The organism is Bartonella machadoae (assembly GCF_022559585.1).
GTDB classification, from domain to species: domain Bacteria; phylum Pseudomonadota; class Alphaproteobacteria; order Rhizobiales; family Rhizobiaceae; genus Bartonella; species Bartonella machadoae.
Map to the genome: position 1 here is coordinate 1,950,463 of NZ_CP087114.1, position 21,589 is coordinate 1,972,051.

Annotated in this window: 17 protein-coding genes and 3 pseudogenes; 15 read left to right on the plus strand and 5 right to left on the minus strand. The window is 40.1% G+C overall.

Annotated features, from left to right (window positions below; translation table 11 throughout):
- Window positions 1-179: 179 nt before the first annotated feature.
- From LNM86_RS09220 to LNM86_RS09280, 13 genes and pseudogenes are all read left to right on the plus strand, one after another.
- Window positions 180-2,234 carry a BID domain-containing T4SS effector gene (locus tag LNM86_RS09220; RefSeq protein WP_241437446.1) on the plus strand — a complete coding sequence of 685 codons (2,055 nt, stop codon included), beginning with the start codon at window positions 180-182 and terminating at the stop codon, window positions 2,232-2,234.
- A 129-nt stretch (window positions 2,235-2,363) separates the two neighbouring features.
- Window positions 2,364-2,651: a hypothetical protein gene (locus LNM86_RS09225; protein WP_241437447.1), complete on the plus strand. Its 288-nt coding sequence runs from the start codon at window positions 2,364-2,366 to the stop codon at window positions 2,649-2,651.
- A 568-nt stretch (window positions 2,652-3,219) separates the two neighbouring features.
- The gene (locus tag LNM86_RS09230; RefSeq protein WP_241437448.1) at window positions 3,220-4,092 is read left to right on the plus strand and encodes a Fic family protein; all 873 of its coding nucleotides are present in this window, start codon (window positions 3,220-3,222) and stop codon (window positions 4,090-4,092) included.
- Window positions 4,093-4,193: 101 nt separating this feature from the next.
- The gene (locus LNM86_RS09235) at window positions 4,194-6,251 is read left to right on the plus strand and encodes a BID domain-containing T4SS effector (protein WP_241437449.1); all 2,058 of its coding nucleotides are present in this window, start codon (window positions 4,194-4,196) and stop codon (window positions 6,249-6,251) included.
- A 513-nt stretch (window positions 6,252-6,764) separates the two neighbouring features.
- Window positions 6,765-8,336 carry a murein biosynthesis integral membrane protein MurJ gene (murJ, locus tag LNM86_RS09240; protein WP_241437450.1) on the plus strand — a complete coding sequence of 524 codons (1,572 nt, stop codon included), beginning with the start codon at window positions 6,765-6,767 and terminating at the stop codon, window positions 8,334-8,336.
- Window positions 8,337-8,414: 78 nt separating this feature from the next.
- Window positions 8,415-9,485 carry a tryptophan--tRNA ligase gene (gene trpS, locus LNM86_RS09245; RefSeq protein ID WP_241437451.1) on the plus strand — a complete coding sequence of 357 codons (1,071 nt, stop codon included), beginning with the start codon at window positions 8,415-8,417 and terminating at the stop codon, window positions 9,483-9,485.
- Between the two features lie 41 nt (window positions 9,486-9,526).
- Entirely contained in the window at window positions 9,527-10,018 is a 492-nt protein-coding gene (locus LNM86_RS09250) for a universal stress protein (RefSeq protein ID WP_241437452.1), read from the plus strand.
- 66 nt (window positions 10,019-10,084) lie between these two features.
- Window positions 10,085-10,663 carry a NifU family protein gene (locus LNM86_RS09255; protein ID WP_241437453.1) on the plus strand — a complete coding sequence of 193 codons (579 nt, stop codon included), beginning with the start codon at window positions 10,085-10,087 and terminating at the stop codon, window positions 10,661-10,663.
- 39 nt (window positions 10,664-10,702) lie between these two features.
- A pseudogene (locus LNM86_RS09260) lies at window positions 10,703-10,918 on the plus strand (NifU family protein); the annotation flags it as partial.
- Between the two features lie 15 nt (window positions 10,919-10,933).
- Window positions 10,934-11,176 (plus strand): annotated as a pseudogene (locus LNM86_RS09265) (NifU family protein); the annotation flags it as partial.
- 15 nt (window positions 11,177-11,191) lie between these two features.
- A pseudogene (locus LNM86_RS09270) lies at window positions 11,192-11,434 on the plus strand (NifU family protein); the annotation flags it as partial.
- A 39-nt stretch (window positions 11,435-11,473) separates the two neighbouring features.
- Window positions 11,474-11,689 carry a NifU family protein gene (locus LNM86_RS09275; RefSeq protein WP_372712457.1) on the plus strand — a complete coding sequence of 72 codons (216 nt, stop codon included), beginning with the start codon at window positions 11,474-11,476 and terminating at the stop codon, window positions 11,687-11,689.
- Window positions 11,690-12,569: 880 nt separating this feature from the next.
- A complete protein-coding gene (locus LNM86_RS09280; protein WP_241437454.1) occupies window positions 12,570-13,805 on the plus strand; it encodes an MFS transporter in 1,236 nt (411 codons plus the stop codon).
- 401 nt (window positions 13,806-14,206) lie between these two features.
- Here the strand turns inward: LNM86_RS09280 and LNM86_RS09285 are convergent, their stop codons facing one another.
- From LNM86_RS09285 to groES, 4 genes are all read right to left on the minus strand, one after another.
- Window positions 14,207-14,542 carry a zinc ribbon domain-containing protein YjdM gene (locus LNM86_RS09285; protein WP_241437455.1) on the minus strand — a complete coding sequence of 112 codons (336 nt, stop codon included), beginning with the start codon at window positions 14,540-14,542 and terminating at the stop codon, window positions 14,207-14,209.
- Between the two features lie 124 nt (window positions 14,543-14,666).
- Window positions 14,667-14,954: a hypothetical protein gene (locus LNM86_RS09290; protein WP_241437456.1), complete on the minus strand. Its 288-nt coding sequence runs from the start codon at window positions 14,952-14,954 to the stop codon at window positions 14,667-14,669.
- Window positions 14,955-15,147: 193 nt separating this feature from the next.
- The gene (gene groL / locus LNM86_RS09295) at window positions 15,148-16,791 is read right to left on the minus strand and encodes a chaperonin GroEL (RefSeq protein WP_241437457.1); all 1,644 of its coding nucleotides are present in this window, start codon (window positions 16,789-16,791) and stop codon (window positions 15,148-15,150) included.
- Window positions 16,792-16,848: 57 nt separating this feature from the next.
- A complete protein-coding gene (gene groES, locus LNM86_RS09300) occupies window positions 16,849-17,145 on the minus strand; it encodes a co-chaperone GroES (RefSeq protein WP_004865053.1) in 297 nt (98 codons plus the stop codon).
- Between the two features lie 233 nt (window positions 17,146-17,378).
- On the opposite strand from groES, the gene fumC reads away from it, so the two are divergent.
- Window positions 17,379-18,767 carry a class II fumarate hydratase gene (gene fumC, locus LNM86_RS09305; RefSeq protein ID WP_241437458.1) on the plus strand — a complete coding sequence of 463 codons (1,389 nt, stop codon included), beginning with the start codon at window positions 17,379-17,381 and terminating at the stop codon, window positions 18,765-18,767.
- 285 nt (window positions 18,768-19,052) lie between these two features.
- Here fumC and LNM86_RS09310 read toward each other — a convergent pair whose 3' ends face one another.
- Window positions 19,053-20,678, minus strand: a complete 1,626-nt coding sequence (locus tag LNM86_RS09310; protein WP_241437459.1) for an alpha-D-glucose phosphate-specific phosphoglucomutase — start codon at window positions 20,676-20,678, stop codon at window positions 19,053-19,055.
- A 254-nt stretch (window positions 20,679-20,932) separates the two neighbouring features.
- On the opposite strand from LNM86_RS09310, the gene LNM86_RS09315 reads away from it, so the two are divergent.
- Window positions 20,933-21,457, plus strand: coding sequence for a peroxiredoxin (locus LNM86_RS09315; protein WP_241437460.1), 525 nt, complete (start codon window positions 20,933-20,935; stop codon window positions 21,455-21,457).
- The last annotated feature ends 132 nt before the right edge of the window (window positions 21,458-21,589 follow it).

The window sequence follows — 21,589 nt, forward strand, 5'->3', positions numbered from 1 at the left end:
ATTTTCAGTTACAAATATTGACTATCATTTACATAAAGAATGCAAAATCTTTTGAAAGCACTTCACTTGGCATCCTCCATAAAAAGCAATGAAGAAGCATTAAAATAAAGATGGAGAGAGCCATGAAGAGGGGAATTAAAAAATAAAAAGATATTGTAAAAATTTGAAAGGAAACACGCATGAAAAAAAAAACTCCCTCCTCTACTATAGCACAACTGATGGCAAAATTTGAAAATCCGCAACAACAAACCACCACAATGCCCTCTAACTCAAATGTCCCCCCAAAGGAGCAAAAATCACCTCTCCAACAACCCCCACAAGAAACCGTACAGGCAAGCGTTGTTTCACCAAGCGCAGCACATGCGGGAGACATGCAAAAAAACAACACAGCATCCCAAAAACAACAAAATGAGGTCCTCCACACAACACCTACGCCACAAACAAGAGTTGCCCCCCCAAGACCACCGCGCGCGCACGAGAGAGGGTTAAGCATCACAACCACGCAAGACAGCCAAGCATCATCCCCAAGGGTTCCTCCCCAAAGACCACCACGTGCAAGAGACAAAGAGTTAAGCAGTAACTCTTCTCAAGAAAGCGATAGCCTCTACAAAAAAACTGCTCCGCAAAAACCTCCTCGTACAAAAGCCATGCAGCAAAACAGCAGCTCTTCCCAAGAAAGCGATGGACTCTACAAAACACTTGCTCCGCAAAAACCTCCTCGTACAAAAGCCATGCAGCAAAACAGCAGCTCTTCCCAAGAAAGCGATGGACTCTACAAAACACTTGCTCCGCAAAAACCTCCTCGTACAAAAGCCATGCAGCAAAACAGCAGCTCTTCTCAAGAAAGTGAAGGTCTTTACGCAACAATTGCCCCGCAAAAACCACCCCGTACAAAAGCCATGCAGCAAAACAGCAGCTCTTCTCAAGGAAGTGATGACGTCTTTACGACAGCTGCTCCGCATAAACCACCACTCAAAAGACACAAAGAGCAAAGAAATGCAACTCCTCAAGAAGATAAAAGCAAATCTTCAACTGTTACTCCCCCAAGAATAAATCAATCTCTCTCTCAAGAGGAAATTCTCGAAAAAGTGAGAAACAATCCGTTGGTCCTAGCCTGTAAAGATGCAGTCAAGGATTTTTCTCAACGTGTTTATGGCAGCCCAAATGTTTTTGAACAAAAACTTACAGAAATTGAAAACAACCCTGCTTTGGGCGAAAGTCTCTCATGTCAAGTTGCAGCAAGACCTAAACTTGTTGGTCCGCTTGCTGGAAAAAAAGTTTTTGGTGTAAAAAGTCAAACACGAAAAAATGCTGAAGAGAACATTTCTGCCCTCTGTCTTGCTCTTGAAAATTATGCCGATAGTGTAAAACAGGCAAGAAAGAGCGCTCTTCTTGGCAATGCAGCAATAAAAACATATCGTAGGATGTCGTCAATGAGTGCAGAGGAAATGGCTGAAGATTTACAAAAGTTACTTAACCGTGAGAAAGAAACAGCTCCCCTTTCGCAAAAGGAAATTGCCCGCAGAGTGCGCAGTAGTACAATGGTAAAATATTGTCATGCAGAAATTACCTATTTCTGTAGCGTTGCTTATGGTGACCCAGGTGCTTTGCAGTACAGACTTGAAGAAATAGACAGATCTCCTTCTCTAGGAGATGAGCTTGCATGGCAAGTGACAACTGCTCCTCATTTGTTTGGTAAACTTGCTGGTCGCAACTTCCATGGCTTGAAAAACAAAGCACGCAAAGATGCTGAGGAGGCTCTTTCATCTCTAGCGAGTGCCATTGAAGGTTATGCAGAAGCTCTAAAACATGCCAAAGAAAACATTTTAGAAAACCATCAACAACAACAAGCCTATACACTGTCTAGACCCCTCGATAAAAACTTGCAACAACAGCAAGATCTCTCGCTTTCTCCTCAACAATTTGAACACTCTCCAGAAAATGCCCCTCAAAAGACTGCTGAAGCCTCTCTCAAGCAAGCAGAAAAGAGAAACCCAGAAAAAGGCTTGCAACAACAAGACCTTCCAAATCCTCATAGAAAGCTTGAACGCTCACAAGGAAATGCCCAGCAAAAGGCTGCTGTAACCTCTCTCAAGAAAGCAGAAAAGAGAAACCCAGAAAAAGACTTGCAACAACAAGACCTGTCAAATTCTCATAAAAAGCTTGAACATTCATCAGAAAATGCCCATCAAAAGGCTGCTGAAGTCTCTCTCAAGCAAGCAGAAAAGATTTGAACACTCTCCAGAAAATGCCCCTCAAAAGACTGCTGAAGCCTCTCTCCAGAAAATGAGACCTTTGATCCTCATCAAAAGACTGCTGAAGCCTCTCTCAAGCAAGCAGAAAAGAGAAACCCAGAAAAAGGCTTGCAACAACAAGACCTTCCAAATCCTCATAGAAAGCTTGAACGCTCACAAGGAAATGCCCAGCAAAAGGCTGCTGTAACCTCTCTCAAGAAAGCAGAAAAGAGAAACCCAGAAAAAGACTTGCAACAACAAGACCTGTCAAATTCTCATAAAAAGCTTGAACATTCATCAGAAAATGCCCATCAAAAGGCTGCTGAAGTCTCTCTCAAGCAAGCAGAAAAGATGATTCCACCAGACGTTCGACCACGCAAAGTTGAGACAGAAAAAGGCAGAGCTTTTACCCTCTAAATATGCATCAACTTTAGCCTTTTATTTGGTCCCTTCAACAGCAGTTGTATCAAGGAGTATTGTGCAATACCATAGCAAAGTTTTATCAAACAATTTCTATCATTTGATCTCAAGAGTTAAAAAATGAACTATAGACATAATGATAATCCGTAAAAAATATAAAACCTTCTGAAATCCCTTCTGAAATCATTGAGCTGAACGTCCTTCTTGATAAAAAATGCTTAAAGCATCAAAAAAAGAAGGCGTTCAGGGGAGGTAAACGTCAATATAAAAAACATGAAGGCGATATGCATAAAAACACAAAGTGTTGTTATGCATATCGCTCTCACAAGAAAAAGGATAAGCATACCACAAATCATTTGACACAACCATCAACACACATCTGCTTAAAAGGATCATAGGTTCTTTAAAAACGCCTAAAGTTTTAGAAGAATGTGCAAGGGAAGAGTCTTCACCAGAACAGTTTAATACTCTCATAAATCAAGCTATATGATAGAAAGAGACGCACATGTTCGAGCATAATTTCCTTTACCCCAGTAGCAAGACACTGAAAAATAAATATGGCATCATGGACAAAATAGCATTGAACGAGCAATGTGCCCATGATGTATCACGGGAAATGATCAATCTGCGCCAAGAACCTACGCCAGAAAAAATAGATTCCTCCTATCTCAAATATCTTCATCAACGCTTGTTTCAACATACATTTGAATGGGCTGGCCATACCCGTGATGAACTTTTTACCTTTGCAGATGGCACTGTTGCCGGTATGCCGGCTATGCAAAAAGAAAATGCTGAGATTTCTTTTGCCATTGGTCCACAGATTCAAAAAGAACTTGAAAATTTAGACCAAACGCTTAGCGAGAAAAATTATTTGCAAGGCTTATCACGCAAAGAATTTGTTGAGCAGGCGGCAGAATTGTTTGTTTCTCTTAACAACACACATCCTTTTAGAGAAGGAAATGGGCGTGCACAACGAATGTTTTTTGAAAAGCTTGGCGAATCTGCAGGGCATCATCTAGACTTCTCTGTTGTGACAAAAGGACGCATGGTGATTGCGAGTGTTGCGGCAGCGCAAGATGGCAATCTTAATCCAATGCAACATCTCTTTGAAGATATTTCTAATCCAGAAAAATGTCGTATTTTAAAGGACTTCTTGGAGCATATGAAAAAGATCGGAGGTGATGATATCCATTATCAGTATGTTGTAGCAGCAAATGAAGGTATTATTTATGAAGGCAAATATAGAGCCTGCGGAGCAGAGAGTTTTTTGATGGACATTAATGGACGGTTCATCATTGGTAACAAAAAGCATCTCACAGCAGAACAATTAGAGACATTAAAACCTGGCAATAAATTCACCTTTACAGTCCCTGTGACCAAAGATCTGGATAGAACAGAGCCCCCCCCATCCCGCAACAAGAAAATCTCGAAACACTGAAAAGTGATACCCCTCCGCAAACAAGAAAAGGAGAAGGAGAAACTTTTTCAAAACCTTCTTCTCATATTTCTCCTCACACAACAGAGGATATCAAGCAAGTTTTGCAAGAAAGCGAACAGAGAACAGAACAAATTTCGCAATCTTCTTACTCTCTTGTACAAAGACAGAAAGAATATAAAAAAACCATTTTACAGATCAGTGACGGCATTGAAAATGATAGAATGACAGCCCAAGTGGCGGAAATAAAACGCTCTCCCGCTCCTCAAAGGGAGCAACAACATCCCCCAAAAACGACGGAATACACCACCACAGCTACGGAAAGATTGGATGACACCCCTCTTACCTCCCCCGACAATCCCTTCTCTTCAATTCTTGCAATTCAAAAAAATTATCAACTCTCCCGTAATTTCTTTTATCCCAATAGTGTCACCCTGAAAAATAAATATGGAATAGAAGACTATCGAAAATTACAAATACAGTGTGCCCATGATACCGCAAAAGCGATGATCAATTTACGCCAAGAAGCAGCACCACCAAAGCTAACATCTTTGTATCTTCTCTCTCTTCATCACACTTTATTTCGAAACACTTTTGAATGGGCAGGCCATACCCGTGATAAACCCTTTACCTTTGCAGATGGCACTGTAGCTTGCATGCCAGAGATGAAAAAAGATGGTATTTTCTTCGCATTGGGAAGTAAGGTGCAAGAAGGTCTTGAAAATTTAGATAAAACGCTTAGCGAGAACAATTATTTGCAAGGCTTATCGCGCGAGGACTTTGTTGAAAATGCCGCTGAAATCATGATACAGCTAAACTATACGCATCCTTTCAGAGAAGGCAATGGACGCACGCAACGAATGTTTTTTGAAAAACTTGCTGAAGTTGCAGGTCACAAATTAGACTTTTCTCTTGCGACAACAGAACGCATGAATCTTGCCAGTATTGCGTCCCTGAAAGACAACAATGCACAACCTATGAAAGACCTTTTCGAAGATATCTCCAATCCAGAAAAAACGTTTATTTTAAAAGAATTTATGTTCAACATGAAAAAGATTGGCTTTGAGAATATTAACAATCATCTTGTTATAATGACGAAAGAAGGTGAAACTTATAGGGGCCTTTATAGAGGCTGTGGAGCCAACAGCTTCATGATTGAAGACAAGGATTGTTTTATTGTCGGCAATAAAAAACACCTTACACCAGAGCAATTAAAGACATTAAAAATTGGTGACACTCTCTCCTTTACAACACCAAGGATTCAAGACTTACAACAAACGCTCATCCCAAAAGAAAAAAGAGCCCCTCTCACGAGAAAAGAAACAATTGAAAGGATTAAAAATCACATATCGGTTCAAACCAGCAAACAAGCAATCGAAGCTTTGTGCAAAGTTGTTTATGGCCATCCGCATATTTTAGAAGACAGAATTGTAATGATTCATGAAAATCCCCTTGAAGGAGAGAGGCGTGCATGTCAAATTATACAATCCCCTCAATCTATTGCTAAGCTTGCTGGTATCAATATAGGACACATAACAAATAATGCACGCACGTGTGCTGCAGAGAATATTGTGCCTTTATCTGTCGCTATTGATCATTATGTGAATACTTTTAAACAAGCAGAAAAGGAGATTTTGCAAAACCATTCTGCGGAACAAAAGCGCTGTGAACAATCCGTAGAAATGCCTAGCACATGGTTGGAAAATCTATGTTCCCTGACAAAAGAACAACAGCAAGAAACTTTATCACAATCTTTTTCGCTGAGAGAGGAAGTGAGAGCTTATAACAAAAAAATCAATGCACGCTTATCAGTAAGTGAACATGAAGCAATCAAGGAAAACAATGACGAAAAACTTGCTAACATGATTGGCACATCACTCAGTGAAGCACAGAAAATTATAAGAATCGTCAAGTCCGTAAAAGAACTCCGACAGAGCATTCCCCATCTAGAATTTTCTTTCCACACATTTGCTGAACACCCAGCACAAAATTTGCATCAATCCAGACAAAGGAACAATTCCCAAGAACATCCAGAACCCCTTACCCCATCAACAATGAAAGAAGAGGAAGGAGCAAAATCCTTCAAGCAAGAACAAGCGACACAACAAGGTGTTCAACCACACAAAGCTGTGCATGCAAAAATAACAATGATGCATCTATAAACTCTCACTCTTTCATGCTTTTCCCTTCTTTCTCAAGCAAGAGAATTGTTTGCACTCTCTGCTTGAGGAATTTGCGCTCTTTACTCTTTGTTGTTTTTTCATCAAAGAAAAACAGAACTGATCATCATTTTAAGCAGCAAACAAAAGAGTCTAAAAAACAAAGAAACACCCTCTGTATGATAAGCAGAAAAAGCGCAATAAAGCATTCACAGAAAGAATGATCAACCCTCCTCACTTTTTTGCGTTCTTTTCTCTTCTGTCCTCTCTCTTTAATTGAAGAGAAAGAAATTTTAATATTTTGTGCATGCTTCTAAAAACTTTAGCACAGGAAGTAACAAACACGTTTAAAAACGCTTCATGCATTTTTGAAAGAACAAGAAACACCAGCATAAAGCACTTTAAAAGAGTATTTATTAACACTATTGTATTAAGACGCTAACCGGATTTTTATAATCTCATGATTTATACTGATTTTTTACCACCTGTCTTTTATGACAAACACGATATATTTTTATGATTTTACTTAAAAAATTTGCAACAGTTGCTTCTGGAACCCTGATGAGCCGTATTTTTGGCTTTATCCGTGAAATGTTAATGGCGGCAGCTCTTGGAACGGGTCCTGTTTCCGATGCGTTCAATGCGGCTTTTCGTTTTCCCAATACATTTCGCCGTTTTTTTGCTGAAGGCGCCTTTAACGCAGCTTTTGTTCCTCTTTTTTCGAAAAAAATTACGGAAGATGGCAGCGAAGCTGCTGGCAAATTCGCAGAAGAGGTGTTTGGCGTTCTCTTTTCGCTGCTGTTACTTTTAACCATTGCCATGGAACTCAGTATGCCTTTTTTGGTACGAACCATTATTGCGCCAGGCTTTGCAGAAGATGCGACAAAATTTAACGCGACGATTCATTTTACCGCAATCATGTTTCCCTATTTAACCTGCATGTCGTTAGCAGCCATGATGGGGGGCATGTTAAATGCCTTGCGGCGCTATTTCATTGCAGCTGTCGCCCCCCTTTTTTTGAATATTATTCTCATCTGTGTGCTTGCCTATGCTTGGTTCTATAAACTTGATGCTTGGCATATCGGCTTAAATCTTTCTTGGGGTGTCTTAGCGGCCGGAATTCTCCAACTCACCTTAATCGCTGTTGCTTTGCGTCGCAGTGGCATGAAGATTTTCTTTCGCCGTCCCCATTTCAGTCCCAATGTTCGTAAGCTTTTAACTTTAGCCTTCCCTGCTGCCATTACAGGAGGGATTACGCAAATCAATTTGCTCATTAATACCAACATTGCTTCCAGCCAATCGGGTGCTGTCTCTTCTTTGATGTATGCGGATCGTCTTTATCAATTGCCCCTAGGTGTCATAGCAATTGCTATTGCAACGGTTCTTCTACCAGAATTAACAAGAGCTCTGCGCAGCAAGAAGCATGAAGAAACACATGATTTACAAAACCGCTCTATTGAACTCACCCTCTTATTAACGCTCCCAGCATCGGTTGCCTTTTTGCTGCTCTCCACACCCATTGTCAGTTTGCTTTTTGAACGTGGACAATTTACCAGTGAGTCAACACACCATGTAGCACAACTCCTTGGACTTTATGGATTAGGGCTTCCCGCCTTTGTCCTCATTAAAGTATTTATTCCCAATTTTTTTGCCCATGAAGACACAAAAACACCGATGATTTTCACCGGCATTTGTGTTTTCATCAATATCAGTCTTGCTTTAACATTATTTCCCCTTTTATCCGCCCGCGGCATTGTCATTGCCGAAATCACTTCTGGATGGGTGAACACCCTGTTGCTTTGTGCTGTCCTCATCAAACGCGGCTATTGGAAAGTTGACGCACAACTAATAAAACGCATTTCCTGCCTGATACTCATCACTGTTTTAAGCACGATAGCCCTTTATTATCTCCTGAATAGAGTTGGCTTTTTGTCTTTCCCTTTATCCTCACAAGCATCATTTTTCTTACGTGCGAGCACGTTATCAGGGATAATGCTTGCTCTCTTCTTGATCTATTTTAGCACCTATTTTTTAATTGATACGCGTTCTTTTTTCCTCACCCTTAAAAACTTCAAAAAACGACTCTAATATTTTAACTTGCTTTCAGAAAGGCATTTTGACACAAAACGCAAAAGGCATAATTTTATTTTAAGAAAGAACACTTCTATGGAGACTTTCACACCGCTTGTTTTTTCTGGTGTACAACCGAGTGGAAACTTACATCTTGGCAATTATCTTGGCGCCATCAAACATTGGGTTGAGCTACAAACATCGCATCATTGCCTCTATTGCGTTGTCGATATGCATGCCCTTACAGTAAATCCAGATCCCCTTACTTTGACTGAATCAACAAGAGCCGTCACCGCCGCTTTTTTAGCGGCTGGGATTGATCCCAAAAAACACATTATTTTTAACCAATCGCGTGTTTTCCAACATGCTGAACTGGCATGGATTTTCAATTGTATCGCCCGTATTGGTTGGCTTCAACGCATGACGCAATTTAAAGATAAAGCAGGCAAAGATCGTGAAAAAGCGTCCCTTGGGCTTTTTGCTTATCCAAGTCTGATGGCTGCTGATATTTTACTCTATCGTGCCACACATGTTCCAGTAGGTGAAGATCAAAAACAGCATGTTGAACTGACAAGAGATATTGCGCAAAAATTCAATAACGACTATTCTGATCGCATTGCAGAGTTAAATTTTGCTGTTTCAATGCCAATGGGTGAAGAAGAAAGAACAGGCTTTTTCCCAATGCCAGAAGCGCTAATAGGAGAGACAGCGATGCGCATTATGTCGTTGCGCGATGGTACAAAAAAGATGTCCAAATCAGATCCTTCCGATTTTTCGCGCATTAATTTAACCGACGATGCGGATCTTATTGCCAAAAAAATCCGCAAAGCAAAAACGGACTCCGCTCCTCTTCCCGATACACTAACAGCTCTAGAAGGACGACCAGAGATCAACAATCTTCTTGGTATTTATGCGGCCTTTGCTTGCTCAAGCAAAGAAAAAGTCCTTTCAGAATTTGCCGGGCAACAGTTTTCACTGTTCAAGACAGCCTTAGCGGACCTTGTTGTCCATAAGCTTGCACCAATAACAGAGGAACTGCGTCGCTTGCATCAAGACAATGCTTATATTGACTCTGTTTTGCATGATGGCGCACAACGTGCCGGTGCATTAGCAGAAAAAAATATGAAAAAAATCCGTCAAATCGTTGGATTTTTACACGATACATGAAACAATAAGGTTTCAATGGTCAAGAATATAGAGAGCAACTCATGGTTTCTAAGAGAAAAAATCCGAAAAAACCTCATAAGAAGAAAATTTTAGTCATTATTGATGAAACACCAGAATGCCGCCGTGCTGTTGCTTTTGCCGCACAACATGCGCAAAATACCAACAGAACATTGGTATTGCTCTGTGTGGTGGACAGTATAGAATTTCAACATTTTCTTGGTGTCAATAACGTTATGCGCACAGAATCAACGCAAATTGCTGATAAAATATTGCGAGAAATTGCCCATGATGTACACAAAACCCACGCTTTAAAAGCAGAAATCATTATCCGTGAAGGTGAAAAAATTGATGAAATTTCTAAACTCATCAACGAAGATAAGGAGATTGCACTGATTGTTTTAGCAGCCAGTGCCCATGCAGAAGGACCAGGACCACTGATTCAACTGATTGGAAATCGGGGAACAGCATTTGCAATACCTGTTACCGTCATTCCGAGCAATATTGCCGATGAAGACATTGAATCGATTGCTTAAAACAGAGTGAGGGATAACAATCCTCCTCATCCCTTATCTCAAAGACCTTATATAAAAGGAGAGCATATGTTTATTCAAACTGAAGCCACCCCCAACCCTGCAACACTTAAATTTTTGCCAGGTCGTGTGGTTCTTTCCGAAGGTGTATTAGAATTTCGTGACCGTGAAGAAGCGGATAAAAATTCGCCTCTTGCTGCGAAACTGTTTAATATTCCAAATGTCAATGGTGTTTTTTTAGGTTATGATTTCATCACGGTAAGCAAAAAAGAGGGCGAATGGCAGCATCTAAAACCGGTTATTTTAGGCACAATTATGGAGCATTTTCTGTCCGGTGAACCGGTTGTTACCACCAACGCCTCTACACAAGCGCAAACCCACGCCCTTAACGAAGAATTTTATGACGAAAAAGACGCAGATATTGTCATAACAATTAAAGAGCTTCTCGAAACCCGTGTTCGCCCCGCCGTTGCCAATGATGGAGGAGACATCACTTTTCGCGGTTTTGAAAATGGTATTGTTTACCTCAATATGCGCGGCGCCTGCGCTGGATGCCCCTCCTCAACCGCAACACTCAAACATGGAATTGAAAATCTTTTACGGCACTTTATTCCAGAAGTTTTAGGTGTAGAAGCAATGCCGCAATAAAAAAGCAAAGCACACCAAAAAGACACTGATAGTATCGTAATTAAAAAACTTCTCGAAGCCCGTGTTCGCCCCGCCAACGCCAATGATGGAGGAGACATCACTTTTCGCGGTTTTGAAAATGCTATTGTTTCCCTCAATATGCGCGGCGCCTGCGCTGGATGCCCCTCCTCAACAGCAACACGCAAACATGGAATTGAAAATCTTTTACGGCATTTTATTCCAGAAGTTTTAGGTGTAGAAGCAATGCCACAATAAAAAAGCAAAACACATCAAAAAGACGCTGATAGTGTTGTAACAATGAAAGAACTTCTCGAAACCCGTGTTCGCCCAGCTATTGCCAATGATGGAGGAGACATCACTTTTCGCGGTTTTGAAAATGGTATTGTTTACCTCAATATGCGCGGCGCCTGCGCTGGATGCCCCTCCTCAACCGCAACACGCAAACATGGAATTGAAAATCTTTTACGGCACTTTATTCCAGAAGTTTTAGGTGTAGAAGCAATGCCACAATAAAAAAGCAAAACACATCAAAAAGACGCTGATAGTGTTGTAACAATGAAAGAACTTCTCGAAACCCGTGTTCGCCCCGCCGTTGCCAATGATGGAGGAGACATCACTTTTCGCGGTTTTGAAAATGCTATTGTTTACCTCAATATGCGCGGCGCCTGCGCTGGATGCCCCTCCTCAACCGCAACACGCAAACATGGAATTGAAAATCTTTTACGGCATTTTATTCCAGAAGTTTTAGGTGTAGAAGCAATGCCGCAATAAAAAAGCAAAGCATACCAAAAAGACGCTGATAGTGTTGTAATTAAAAAACTTCTCGAAACCCGTGTTCGCCCCGCCGTTGCCAATAATGGAGGAGACATCACTTTTCGCGGTTTTGAAAACGGTATTGTTTCCCTCAATATGCGCGGCGCCTGCGCTGGATGCCCCTCCTCAACCGCAACACGCAAACATGGAATTGAAAATCTCTTACGGCTCTTTATTCCAGAAGTTTTAGGTGTAAAAGCAATGCCGCAATAGACAACGAGAGCAAAACAGCGATAAGAAAATACAAGCGTGAAAAGAATAGTCCTACACTGTTATAAAACCAAATCCCCCAACCACATAACATCATCTATAAAGATCACCAAAAAAGAAGATTTCAAGCACTTGATTATTGGCACTTTCTTTATAAAATCAAAGAAAAAAGCAAGATAACCTCTTCGCTACAAAAATCATACAAACGAAATTCAAAGACATGTTATTGAAATAACATTTTGAATTTTAATGATAATAAATCATTATTCATATTAAATAAGATTCTCAAACACTCTTAAGATTTTCTCATTTCCATCCCCCTTATATTAAATCAAAAAAAACCATCCCCTTGCACATAACAAGCAGGATAGGTATGTGGGTAAAAACCGTTTAAGAAAAGCATAAAAATGCCTCTTATGAATCATCTGCAGAGCAAGAATTGTTGCAACAATAGAGGTGAACAAAGAGAATGAGAATACCGGCTTAATAAAAATAACAACCGTTCCCTCTCTACTCGCGTTAACCTTATCCATTCTTAATCCAAAAAAGAATGATAAAAGAATAAATCTAATATTGTATAAATGTTAAAAACAGTATTACACGCGTGTAAAAAAGTGAACTCTTTATTATACGCATAGGACAGATTTTGATCGAATAGGTTGTTATATTCTTATCTTTTAAAAAGCAATAAATAAAGAAAAATGATTATATTTCCTGATATTTGTCTCAATACTTGTACTATGATGCATATTTCTTTAAAAGTTTTCACTTAACCCATGAAGTGATTTATGAAAATAGACGATTCCTTTGAATTTCCTATCACCAATTTTACTAAAGGTAATATAACTTTAATTATAGAAAAGTTTAATATCGGATGATTGGTATGAATTTATTTTTTAAAAAAAATCCATTATTGCTTTTTCTCTCTCTCTTTATTTCTAAAATTGGTGATTATGCTTATGAAGTTATTTTTGTTTTACTTGTTTTAGAATTAACAGATAACTTCTTTTTTACAGGTCTTGTGTATTTTTTTCGCTTTATCCCTTTTCTCTTTTTTGGCCCTATAGGAGGTTGGTTAGCGGATAATTTTTCTTTAAAGAAAAATATGATATTCAGTGAATTTGTGAGATTATTAGCCTCATTATTCGTTTTTATAACCTATATAACAGGGAGTGCACATATTGTTGTTCTTATTTTTGCAGCAATCTGTACAACGATAGGAAGGAGTCTTTTTCAACCAAGTTTTCAAGCTGCTATTCCGAGAATATTTTCAATAAATGATCTGACAAAGGCAAATAGCATTTCACAAATTATAGAAGATACTGCATCCCTCATTGGTCCTCTCGTTTGTTCGGTATTGCTTTTTTTCGCCAATAAATCGACAGTGCTCATTTTTGATTTTTTTACCTATTTTCTATCTATTATCTTATTGTTGAATCTCATGAATTTCAATTCAAGTGAGAATAACTCATTCCATTTTATAAAAATTTATCGCGAAACAACTTTCTATCTTAAACATATTTCTACAGAAAATAAGAATTTATTTATTACGCTGGTTGGCTCGTCCTTTGCTATTCTCTTTACTGGGGCAATTTTAAGATTTTTAATTCCAGCATTTATTCTTTCTCAAGGTGGAGAGGAAAGTTTTGTGAGTTCTCTATTTTCTCTCATTGCTTTTGGAACTCTTGTCGGTGGCTTTTTATATAGTAAAATTATATTCAATATTACATCCTTGAAGCTCATGGTATTTTGGCTTCTCTATGGGATAGTTATGTTTGTTATGCCTTTAGCTGCCATGCTTTCTTTAAAACTTCTTCTCGTGCTCGCATTTGTTTTGGGATTTATTGGTGCATTTGTCGATATTAGTTTAGTCTCAGCTATTCAATTATACTCTCGTCGTGAAGATTTTGGGAAGAGTTTTGGAACCTTTTCAACTTTAGCGAACTGTTCTGAAGCAATATCTGGCTTTATTGCTGGACTTTTTGCACTCGTGGGATTAGTGAGCTCTTTTTTAGCTATGTCTGCATTCATTATTTCCACTGGAATGATTGGAGTTATAAAACTGAAGAAAAACAAACAGAGAACACCCCTTAACACTCTAGGTGATACCGATCATTGATCTCTTTGAGATCTCCATGATGTTTCTCTTTCTAAATGGTTATTATCTCTGAAAACTTTAAAAGAATGGAAGCAATTCTGCTCTCTCTACCTTCATCTCAAACAAATGTGCTTTCACAATCCGGCATCATCATTCTATTTGCTAACTCTGAAATGTTACGATAGCCCCTTTGCAATAGTTGTTACATAAAGACGCTTCATGAGAGGCATTTTTTCCTTTCTTGTACAGCTTTTATCCATACGCCAATAGTGTTTGTGACATGCACACAAATGATTTTAATGAATTGAAGATAAGAGAAACTTACAATATTCGAGAGACATAATTCAATATACGGAACGATAAATTCTCTTTATAAGTCAATATATTGTTACAAACAAAAAGTGATTAAACTTTAGTCCCCACTAAATCTTTTTAACGAATTCTGATTTTAAGCCAATCTGACCAATCCCTGGAATCTTACAGTCGATATTATGATCTCCATCGACAAGGCGAATATTTTTCACCTTAGTACCCGTTTTGAGAACCGAAGCCGCGCCTTTGACTTTAAGATCTTTCACCACCATAACACTATCCCCATTTGTCAAAACCTGACCATTGGCATCATAAACGCTCTCAGAGGTAAAAGAATCTTCGCTCTTTTGTGGCCATTCATGGGCGCATTCAGGACACACAAAGTTTTCACCCTCTTCATAGGTATAAAGACCACCACAGTGAGGGCATTTAGGATATTGATTCATAGTTTCCCTTTTTATTCAAGAAAAAACATCTCTATAAACGGTCAATAAAGTAAAAGATCCCGATTGTCCATTGCTAAAGCAAAAGACGAACAGTGCATTATTCTAAAATTCTTAGTGATTAAAATCATCTAACGAAAAACAAGAGCGAAATTTTCACCAAAGAGCAATACAAAATATCCTCAAAGCAAACATTACCATCAAAACACCTCATAAAAAAATACATCAATGAAGATAAAACCCATTGGCATAAGAAGGACACATTACAATCATATAAAAAAGCCCCCCTATAAAATGCTTTTTCTTCATTCATTTTTTGTTTCCCTTGATAACAAGGTTCGAAACTCATTCCGCCCATTTCACCACCAAGCATGAAAGTCCATGGGGTTTCTTTCTTTGCTACTTCAGCAACCATCGCTTCTGTTGTGATAAGAAGGCTCGCAATTGAAGCAGCATGTGCAAGAGCCAAACGCACAACCTTCACCAGAGTAACAATTCCCAAAGCAATCAAATCACCAAATTCACTGATAATGCATTGCTACAATAAGACCCGCTGAAATAAAAAAACGGGCCCAATGGACCCGTCCTTTTTATCTTGACGAAAGAGCTTAGAAATCCATTCCGCCCATTCCGCCCATTCCACCACCAGGCATTGGAGGCATTGGGGTTTCTTTCTTTGGTACTTCAGCAACCATTGCTTCTGTTGTAATAAGAAGGCTTGCGATTGAAGCAGCATTCTGAAGAGCAGAACGCACAACTTTCACAGGATCAACAATTCCCAAAGCAATCAAATCGCCAAATTCACCAGTTGCCGTGTTGTAACCGTAGGTGTCTGCATTGTTTTCCAATACCTTGCCGACAATAATGGCTGCTTCTTCACCGGCATTGGTTGCAATTTGACGTGCTGGTGCTTGGAGTGCACGACGAACGATATGAATACCAGCTTCTTGATCAGGATTGCTTCCTTTAACGGTGAGCGCATTTGCTGCACGCAACAACGCAGTTCCACCACCAGCAACAATACCTTCTTCCACAGCAGCACGTGTTGCATTCAAGGCATCATCAACACGGTCTTTCTTTTCTTTCACTTCAACTTCTGTTGCACCGCCAACACGAATAACGGCAACACCACCAGCGAGTTTAGCAAGTCTTTCTTGCAATTTTTCACGATCATAGTCAGAAGTGGTTTCTTCAATCTGCGCTTTAATTTGATTAACGCGTGCACTAATTTCAGCTTTTTGTCCAGCACCATCAATAATCGTGGTATTTTCTTTAGAAATATTGACTTTCTTAGCACGTCCAAGCATATCCAAAGTGACATTTTCCAGTTTAATGCCGACATCTTCGGAAATAACCTGACCCGATGTTAAGATGGCAATATCTTCAAGCATTGCTTTACGACGATCACCAAATCCTGGTGCTTTAACAGCAGCAATTTTCAAACCACCGCGCAACTTGTTAACAACGAGCGTTGCCAAAGCTTCACCTTCAACATCTTCCGCGATAATGAGAAGAGGCTTACCAGACTGAACCACAGCTTCAAGCACAGGAAGGAGAGATTGAAGATTAGACAATTTCTTCTCATGAATGAGGATGTAAGGATCATCAAGATCAGCCACCATTTTTTCAGCATTGGTGACAAAATAGGGGGAAAGATATCCACGATCGAATTGCATACCTTCCACAACTTCTAATTCCGTTTCAGCAGTCTTTGCTTCTTCCACGGTAATAACGCCTTCATTGCCCACTTTTTCCATAGCATCAGCAATCATCTTACCGATTTCTGCCGCGCCATTAGCGGAAATTGTTCCCACTTGGGCAATTTCTGCTGAAGTTTGGATTTTTTTCGCTTTTTTGAAGAGATTTGCCACCACTTCATCAACAGCAGCATCAATTCCACGCTTGAGATCCATTGGGTTCATGCCAGCAGCAACGGCTTTTACACCTTCTTGCACGATAGCCTGTCCCAAAACAGTTGCGGTTGTTGTTCCATCCCCAGCGATATCATTGGTTTTGGAAGCGACTTCGCGCAACATTTGCGCACCCATATTTTCGAACTTATCTTCTAGTTCGATTTCCTTTGCAACGGATACACCATCTTTTGTGATGCGAGGTGCACCAAATGATTTATCGATCACCACATTGCGCCCTTTAGGGCCGAGGGTCACCTTAACAGCGTTAGCAAGGATATCAACACCGCGCAACAGACGCTCACGCGCTTCACGGCCAAATTTGACTTCTTTAGCAGCCATTTAATTTCTCCTTGAAATTATCTCAAATAGTACAAAACAAAAAATTGGGATTCTGAATTAACCTAGAATTCCCATAATGTCAGATTCTTTCATGATGAGGAGATCTTCCCCATTAATCTTTACTTCGGTGCCCGACCATTTTCCAAACAGGATACGGTCTCCTGCTTTCACTTCGAGAGGCACACGCTTTCCGTTGTCATCAAGAGCGCCATTACCAACAGCAATAATTTCACCTTCTTGAGGTTTTTCCTTCGCCGTATCAGGGATGATGATCCCACCAGCGGTTTTATTTTCAGATTCAACCCGACGAACAACAACACGATCGTGTAGTGGGCGGAATTGTATATTAGCCATATTTTAAATCCTTAAAACTTAATATAATTGATAGAATTGAATTAATTTTAAGTCCTTGCTAGCACTCTCAACTTACGAGTGCTAACAGCAGTTAAGATATAAAATCCCAGCATCTCAATGTCAAGGATTGTTCATAAAATAATTTCCCTAAAAAGTCTTCAAACACTTGCTTCTCTTTTCTATTTTGCGTTATCTAGCTTTGTATTAAACTTGCAAACAAAAAGGAACTTATCATGGTTGAAACACGTCAGGAAACGGATAGCTTTGGAACGATTGCGGTCCGGCAAGATCGTTATTGGGGCGCACAAACTGAACGTTCTCTGCATAATTTTAATATTGGCAGTGAAAAACAACCTCTCAGCGTCATCTATGCTTTAAGCCTTGTTAAAAAAGCAGCAGCCGTTGTCAATATGGAAAAAGGCAAGCTTTCAGAAAAAATTGGTAAAGCGATCATTGCTGCGGCTGATGAAGTGCTTGCCGGTGCCTTTGACACCCATTTCCCCCTTTCTGTTTGGCAAACGGGCTCTGGGACACAGAGCAATATGAATGTCAATGAAGTAATTGCCAACCATGCCAGCATGCTCTTGGGAGGAAAATTAGGCAGCAAAAAACCGGTTCACCCCAATGACCATGTCAATATGAGTCAATCATCAAACGATTCCTTTCCCACAGCGCTTCACATTGCCACCACATTGCAAACACGCCAACACTTGTTTCCCATTCTTGAAGCCCTTATTATGACTTTAAAGAAAAAGGAGGAAGAATTTGCCGATATCATTAAAATCGGTCGAACGCATACCCAAGATGCCACCCCCCTCACTCTCGCCCAAGAATTTTCCGGCTATCGTGCTGCCTTAGAAGCCAACCGCCAACGTATTGAAACAGCTCTAAACGATGTGCAAATGCTTGCCCAAGGAGGCACAGCCGTTGGAACAGGGCTCAATGCACCGAAAGGTTTTGATGTTGCTTTTGCGCAAACAATCAGCACTCTTACAGGGATCACTTTTAAGACCGCCAACAACAAATTTGAAGCCCTCGCCCATCATGGAGCCCTTGCCCATTTCCATGGTAGTTTGAATGCCCTAGCAGCCGATCTATTCAAAATTGCCAATGATATTCGCTTCTTGGGTTCAGGTCCCCGTTCAGGATTGGGAGAACTCAACTTGCCAGAAAATGAACCAGGCTCCTCTATCATGCCGGGCAAGGTTAACCCCACACAGTGTGAAGCAATGACGATGGTTGCTTGCCAAGTCTTTGGCAATCATACCAGTGTAACATTTGCCGCAAGTCAGGGCCATTTTGAACTCAATGTTTATAAACCTGTTATTGGCTATAATGTTTTACAGTCGATCACACTTCTTGGTGATTGCATACGCTCTTTTGACCTGCATTGCATCCAAGGCTTACGCGCCAATCGAATCCATATTCATTCTCTCATGGAACGCTCATTAATGCTGGTGACCGCTCTTGCCCCAGAAATTGGCTATGAGAAGGCTGCTGAAATTGCCAAAGCCGCCCATAAGAATGATACAACTTTGCGTGCTGAAGCAATAAAAGCAGGCATTTCTGGAGAGACTTATGACCGGCTTGTTGATCCTAAAAAGATGATTCATCCGCAATAAGCGCGCACAATAAATCTACACAACAAACAATAAATGGAGAACAACAAATTTTACTTGATGAAAACATCGAACCCTCTGCGGTTCGATGTTTTTTCTATCATTTCAAAATCGCTTCTTGCAAAGAGCACAAAAAATTTTGTGCATAAAAATGCATACAACTCTACCCACGACAACCACAAAACGCGTATCATACGAGAATGATAATAACTGGAATCCTCGCAAGGCTTGCCATACAACAAACGCACCACACAACAAGAGAGAAAAATTTTTCCCTAACCCATCGCTTTATGTAATAATATCAGGCTTTTCACGCCCTAACTGTTGTTTTACATTCAACAATTTCAACGCAGCCTGTTGTAAAGGCTGGACAACTTTTTGTGGATCTTGAAAATGTTTACGTGGATCAGCTTCATACTGCTCAAAATAAAGCCGCAAAGTCGCCCCTACGGTTCCCGTTCCCGATAAACGCACCACCAACCGTGCACCATTTTTGAAAAAAATACGCAGACCTTGCTTGCTATTCACACTGTGATCAATGGGATCATGATAGGTAAAATCATCTGCTTTTTCAACGAAGAGTCCAGCAATTTCGGTTCCCGCCCGTGGTAAATGGGCACGCAAGTGCTCTATGAGTGCATGGGCTTTTTCCGCCTCCACTTCTTCATAATCATGGCGTAAAGAATAAAAGCGCCCATAGGTTTGCCAATGCTGTTGCACAATTTGTGCGACAGTTTTCCCTGTCACCGCCAAAAGATTTAACCAAAACAACACCGCCCACAAACCATCCTTTTCACGAATATGATGCGAACCTGTTCCAAAACTTTCTTCACCGCAAAAGGTCACTTTTCTCGCATCCAAAAGTGAACCAAAGAACTTCCAACCCGTTGGTGTTTCAAAACAATTTAACTGTTTTTTTGCAGCTACCAAATCAACAGCACGCGTTGTTGGCATAGAACGCGCAACCCCTACAATACCTTGGCGATACGCTTTAATGAGATGTGCATGTTCCACCATAATCGCTAAGGAATCAGAAGGTGTTACAAATTGCCCACAGCCAATAATAAGATTCCGATCTCCATCCCCATCAGAGGCCGCCCCAAGATCAGGCGCCTGCTCCGACATTAAAAAATTATAAAGCTCCTTGGCATAAACCAAATTGGGATCAGGATGCTTCCCACCAAAATTGGCTAAGGGAACACCATTGACCACTGTCCCTGTAGAAAATCCCAAACATTTTTCAAAAATTTCATGGGCATAAGGCCCCGTTACCGCGTGCATGGCATCAAAGCGCAAAGTGAGACCTTCCCTCACAGCCTTAGCAATACAATCAAAATCAAAGATCTCTTGCATCAAAGCCACATAATCTGCGACGGGATCAATGATATCTATTCGCATAGCCCCTAGAAAAGTTGTTCCTTCTTTTTGCAAATCAACATCTGGTGCCTCAAAAATTTTATAACAAGAAAGGTGCTGTGATATTTTAAAAACAGTTTCACAAAGAGAAACGGGAGCAGGACCACCATTGGCAATATTGTATTTAATGCCACAATCCCCTTCTAAACCACCAGGATTATGGCTTGCTGATAGGATAAATCCCCCATGGGCATGATTTTTGCGAATAAGATGCGAAACAGCCGGCGTGGAAAGAATGCCCCCTCTTCCTACTTTTACGCAAGCAACACCATTGGCAGCGGCCATTTTCAGGACAATTTGCAAAAGGGTCTCATTGAAATAGCGTCCATCGCCACCAAGAATAAGGCATTTTCCCTCAATATCTGGAATACTGTTGAAAAGAGACTGTATAAAATTTTCCGCATAATGGGGTTGTTGAAAAACCGACACTTTTTTGCGTAAACCAGATGTTCCTAGTTTTTGATCATTAAAAGCCGTTGTTAAAACTGTCTTTGTCATTGTCAAGGTACCTTCATGCTCTTCCCTTGTTCCTTTAGACTCTTCCTTTAACTTTAAAGTGAAGAGCGCTTAAAGTCGACCATTAATTCCCCTTGACGGAACAATGTAATGCTTGCACATTCATGAAGCATAGCCTATTTTTAAAAATACCTTCTTCAATACATCTTTCTTCTTTAAAGATGAAATTTAAAAACATATTTAAAGACGAGATCTGTTTTGAAAGACAATTTTCACAAAAACACAGGAGCATCATTATGATCAAAAAGACCGTTCCCAATGTTACTTTCCATACCCGTGTCCGCGATGAATCCGTTGATGGGGATAATCCTTATCGGTGGCAAGAGGTTAACAGCGATACCTATTTTAAAGGAAAGCGGGTTATTCTTTTTTCTCTTCCAGGCGCCTTTACGCCTACTTGTTCAACCTTTCAACTGCCTGATTTTGAAAAACTTTATGAAGAGTTTAAAAAAGTCGGCATTGATGAAATTTATTGCCTCTCTGTCAATGATGCTTTTGTCATGAATGCTTGGGGGAAAACGCAAGAAATTAAAAATGTAAAATTAATTCCTGATGGCTCTGGTGAATTCACCCGTAAAATGGGTATGTTGGTTGCGAAAGACAATGTTGGTTTTGGCATGCGCTCATGGCGTTATGCCGCTGTTATTAACGATGGTGTGATTGAACAATGGTTTGAAGAAGCAGGTTTTTCAGACAATTGTACAACAGACCCTTATGAAGTCTCTTCACCACAAAATGTTTTAAAAAACCTGCAAAACTAATCTCATAGCGCGTTCAAGCCTTTAAAAACATAGACTTTACGGTACAAGTTTTTTCGCAAAAAGAAGTTGTGCCGTTTGTTTTTGGAAAATTTTTGAACGCAAAAAACCAAGCGGAAATATTTTATCACGAAA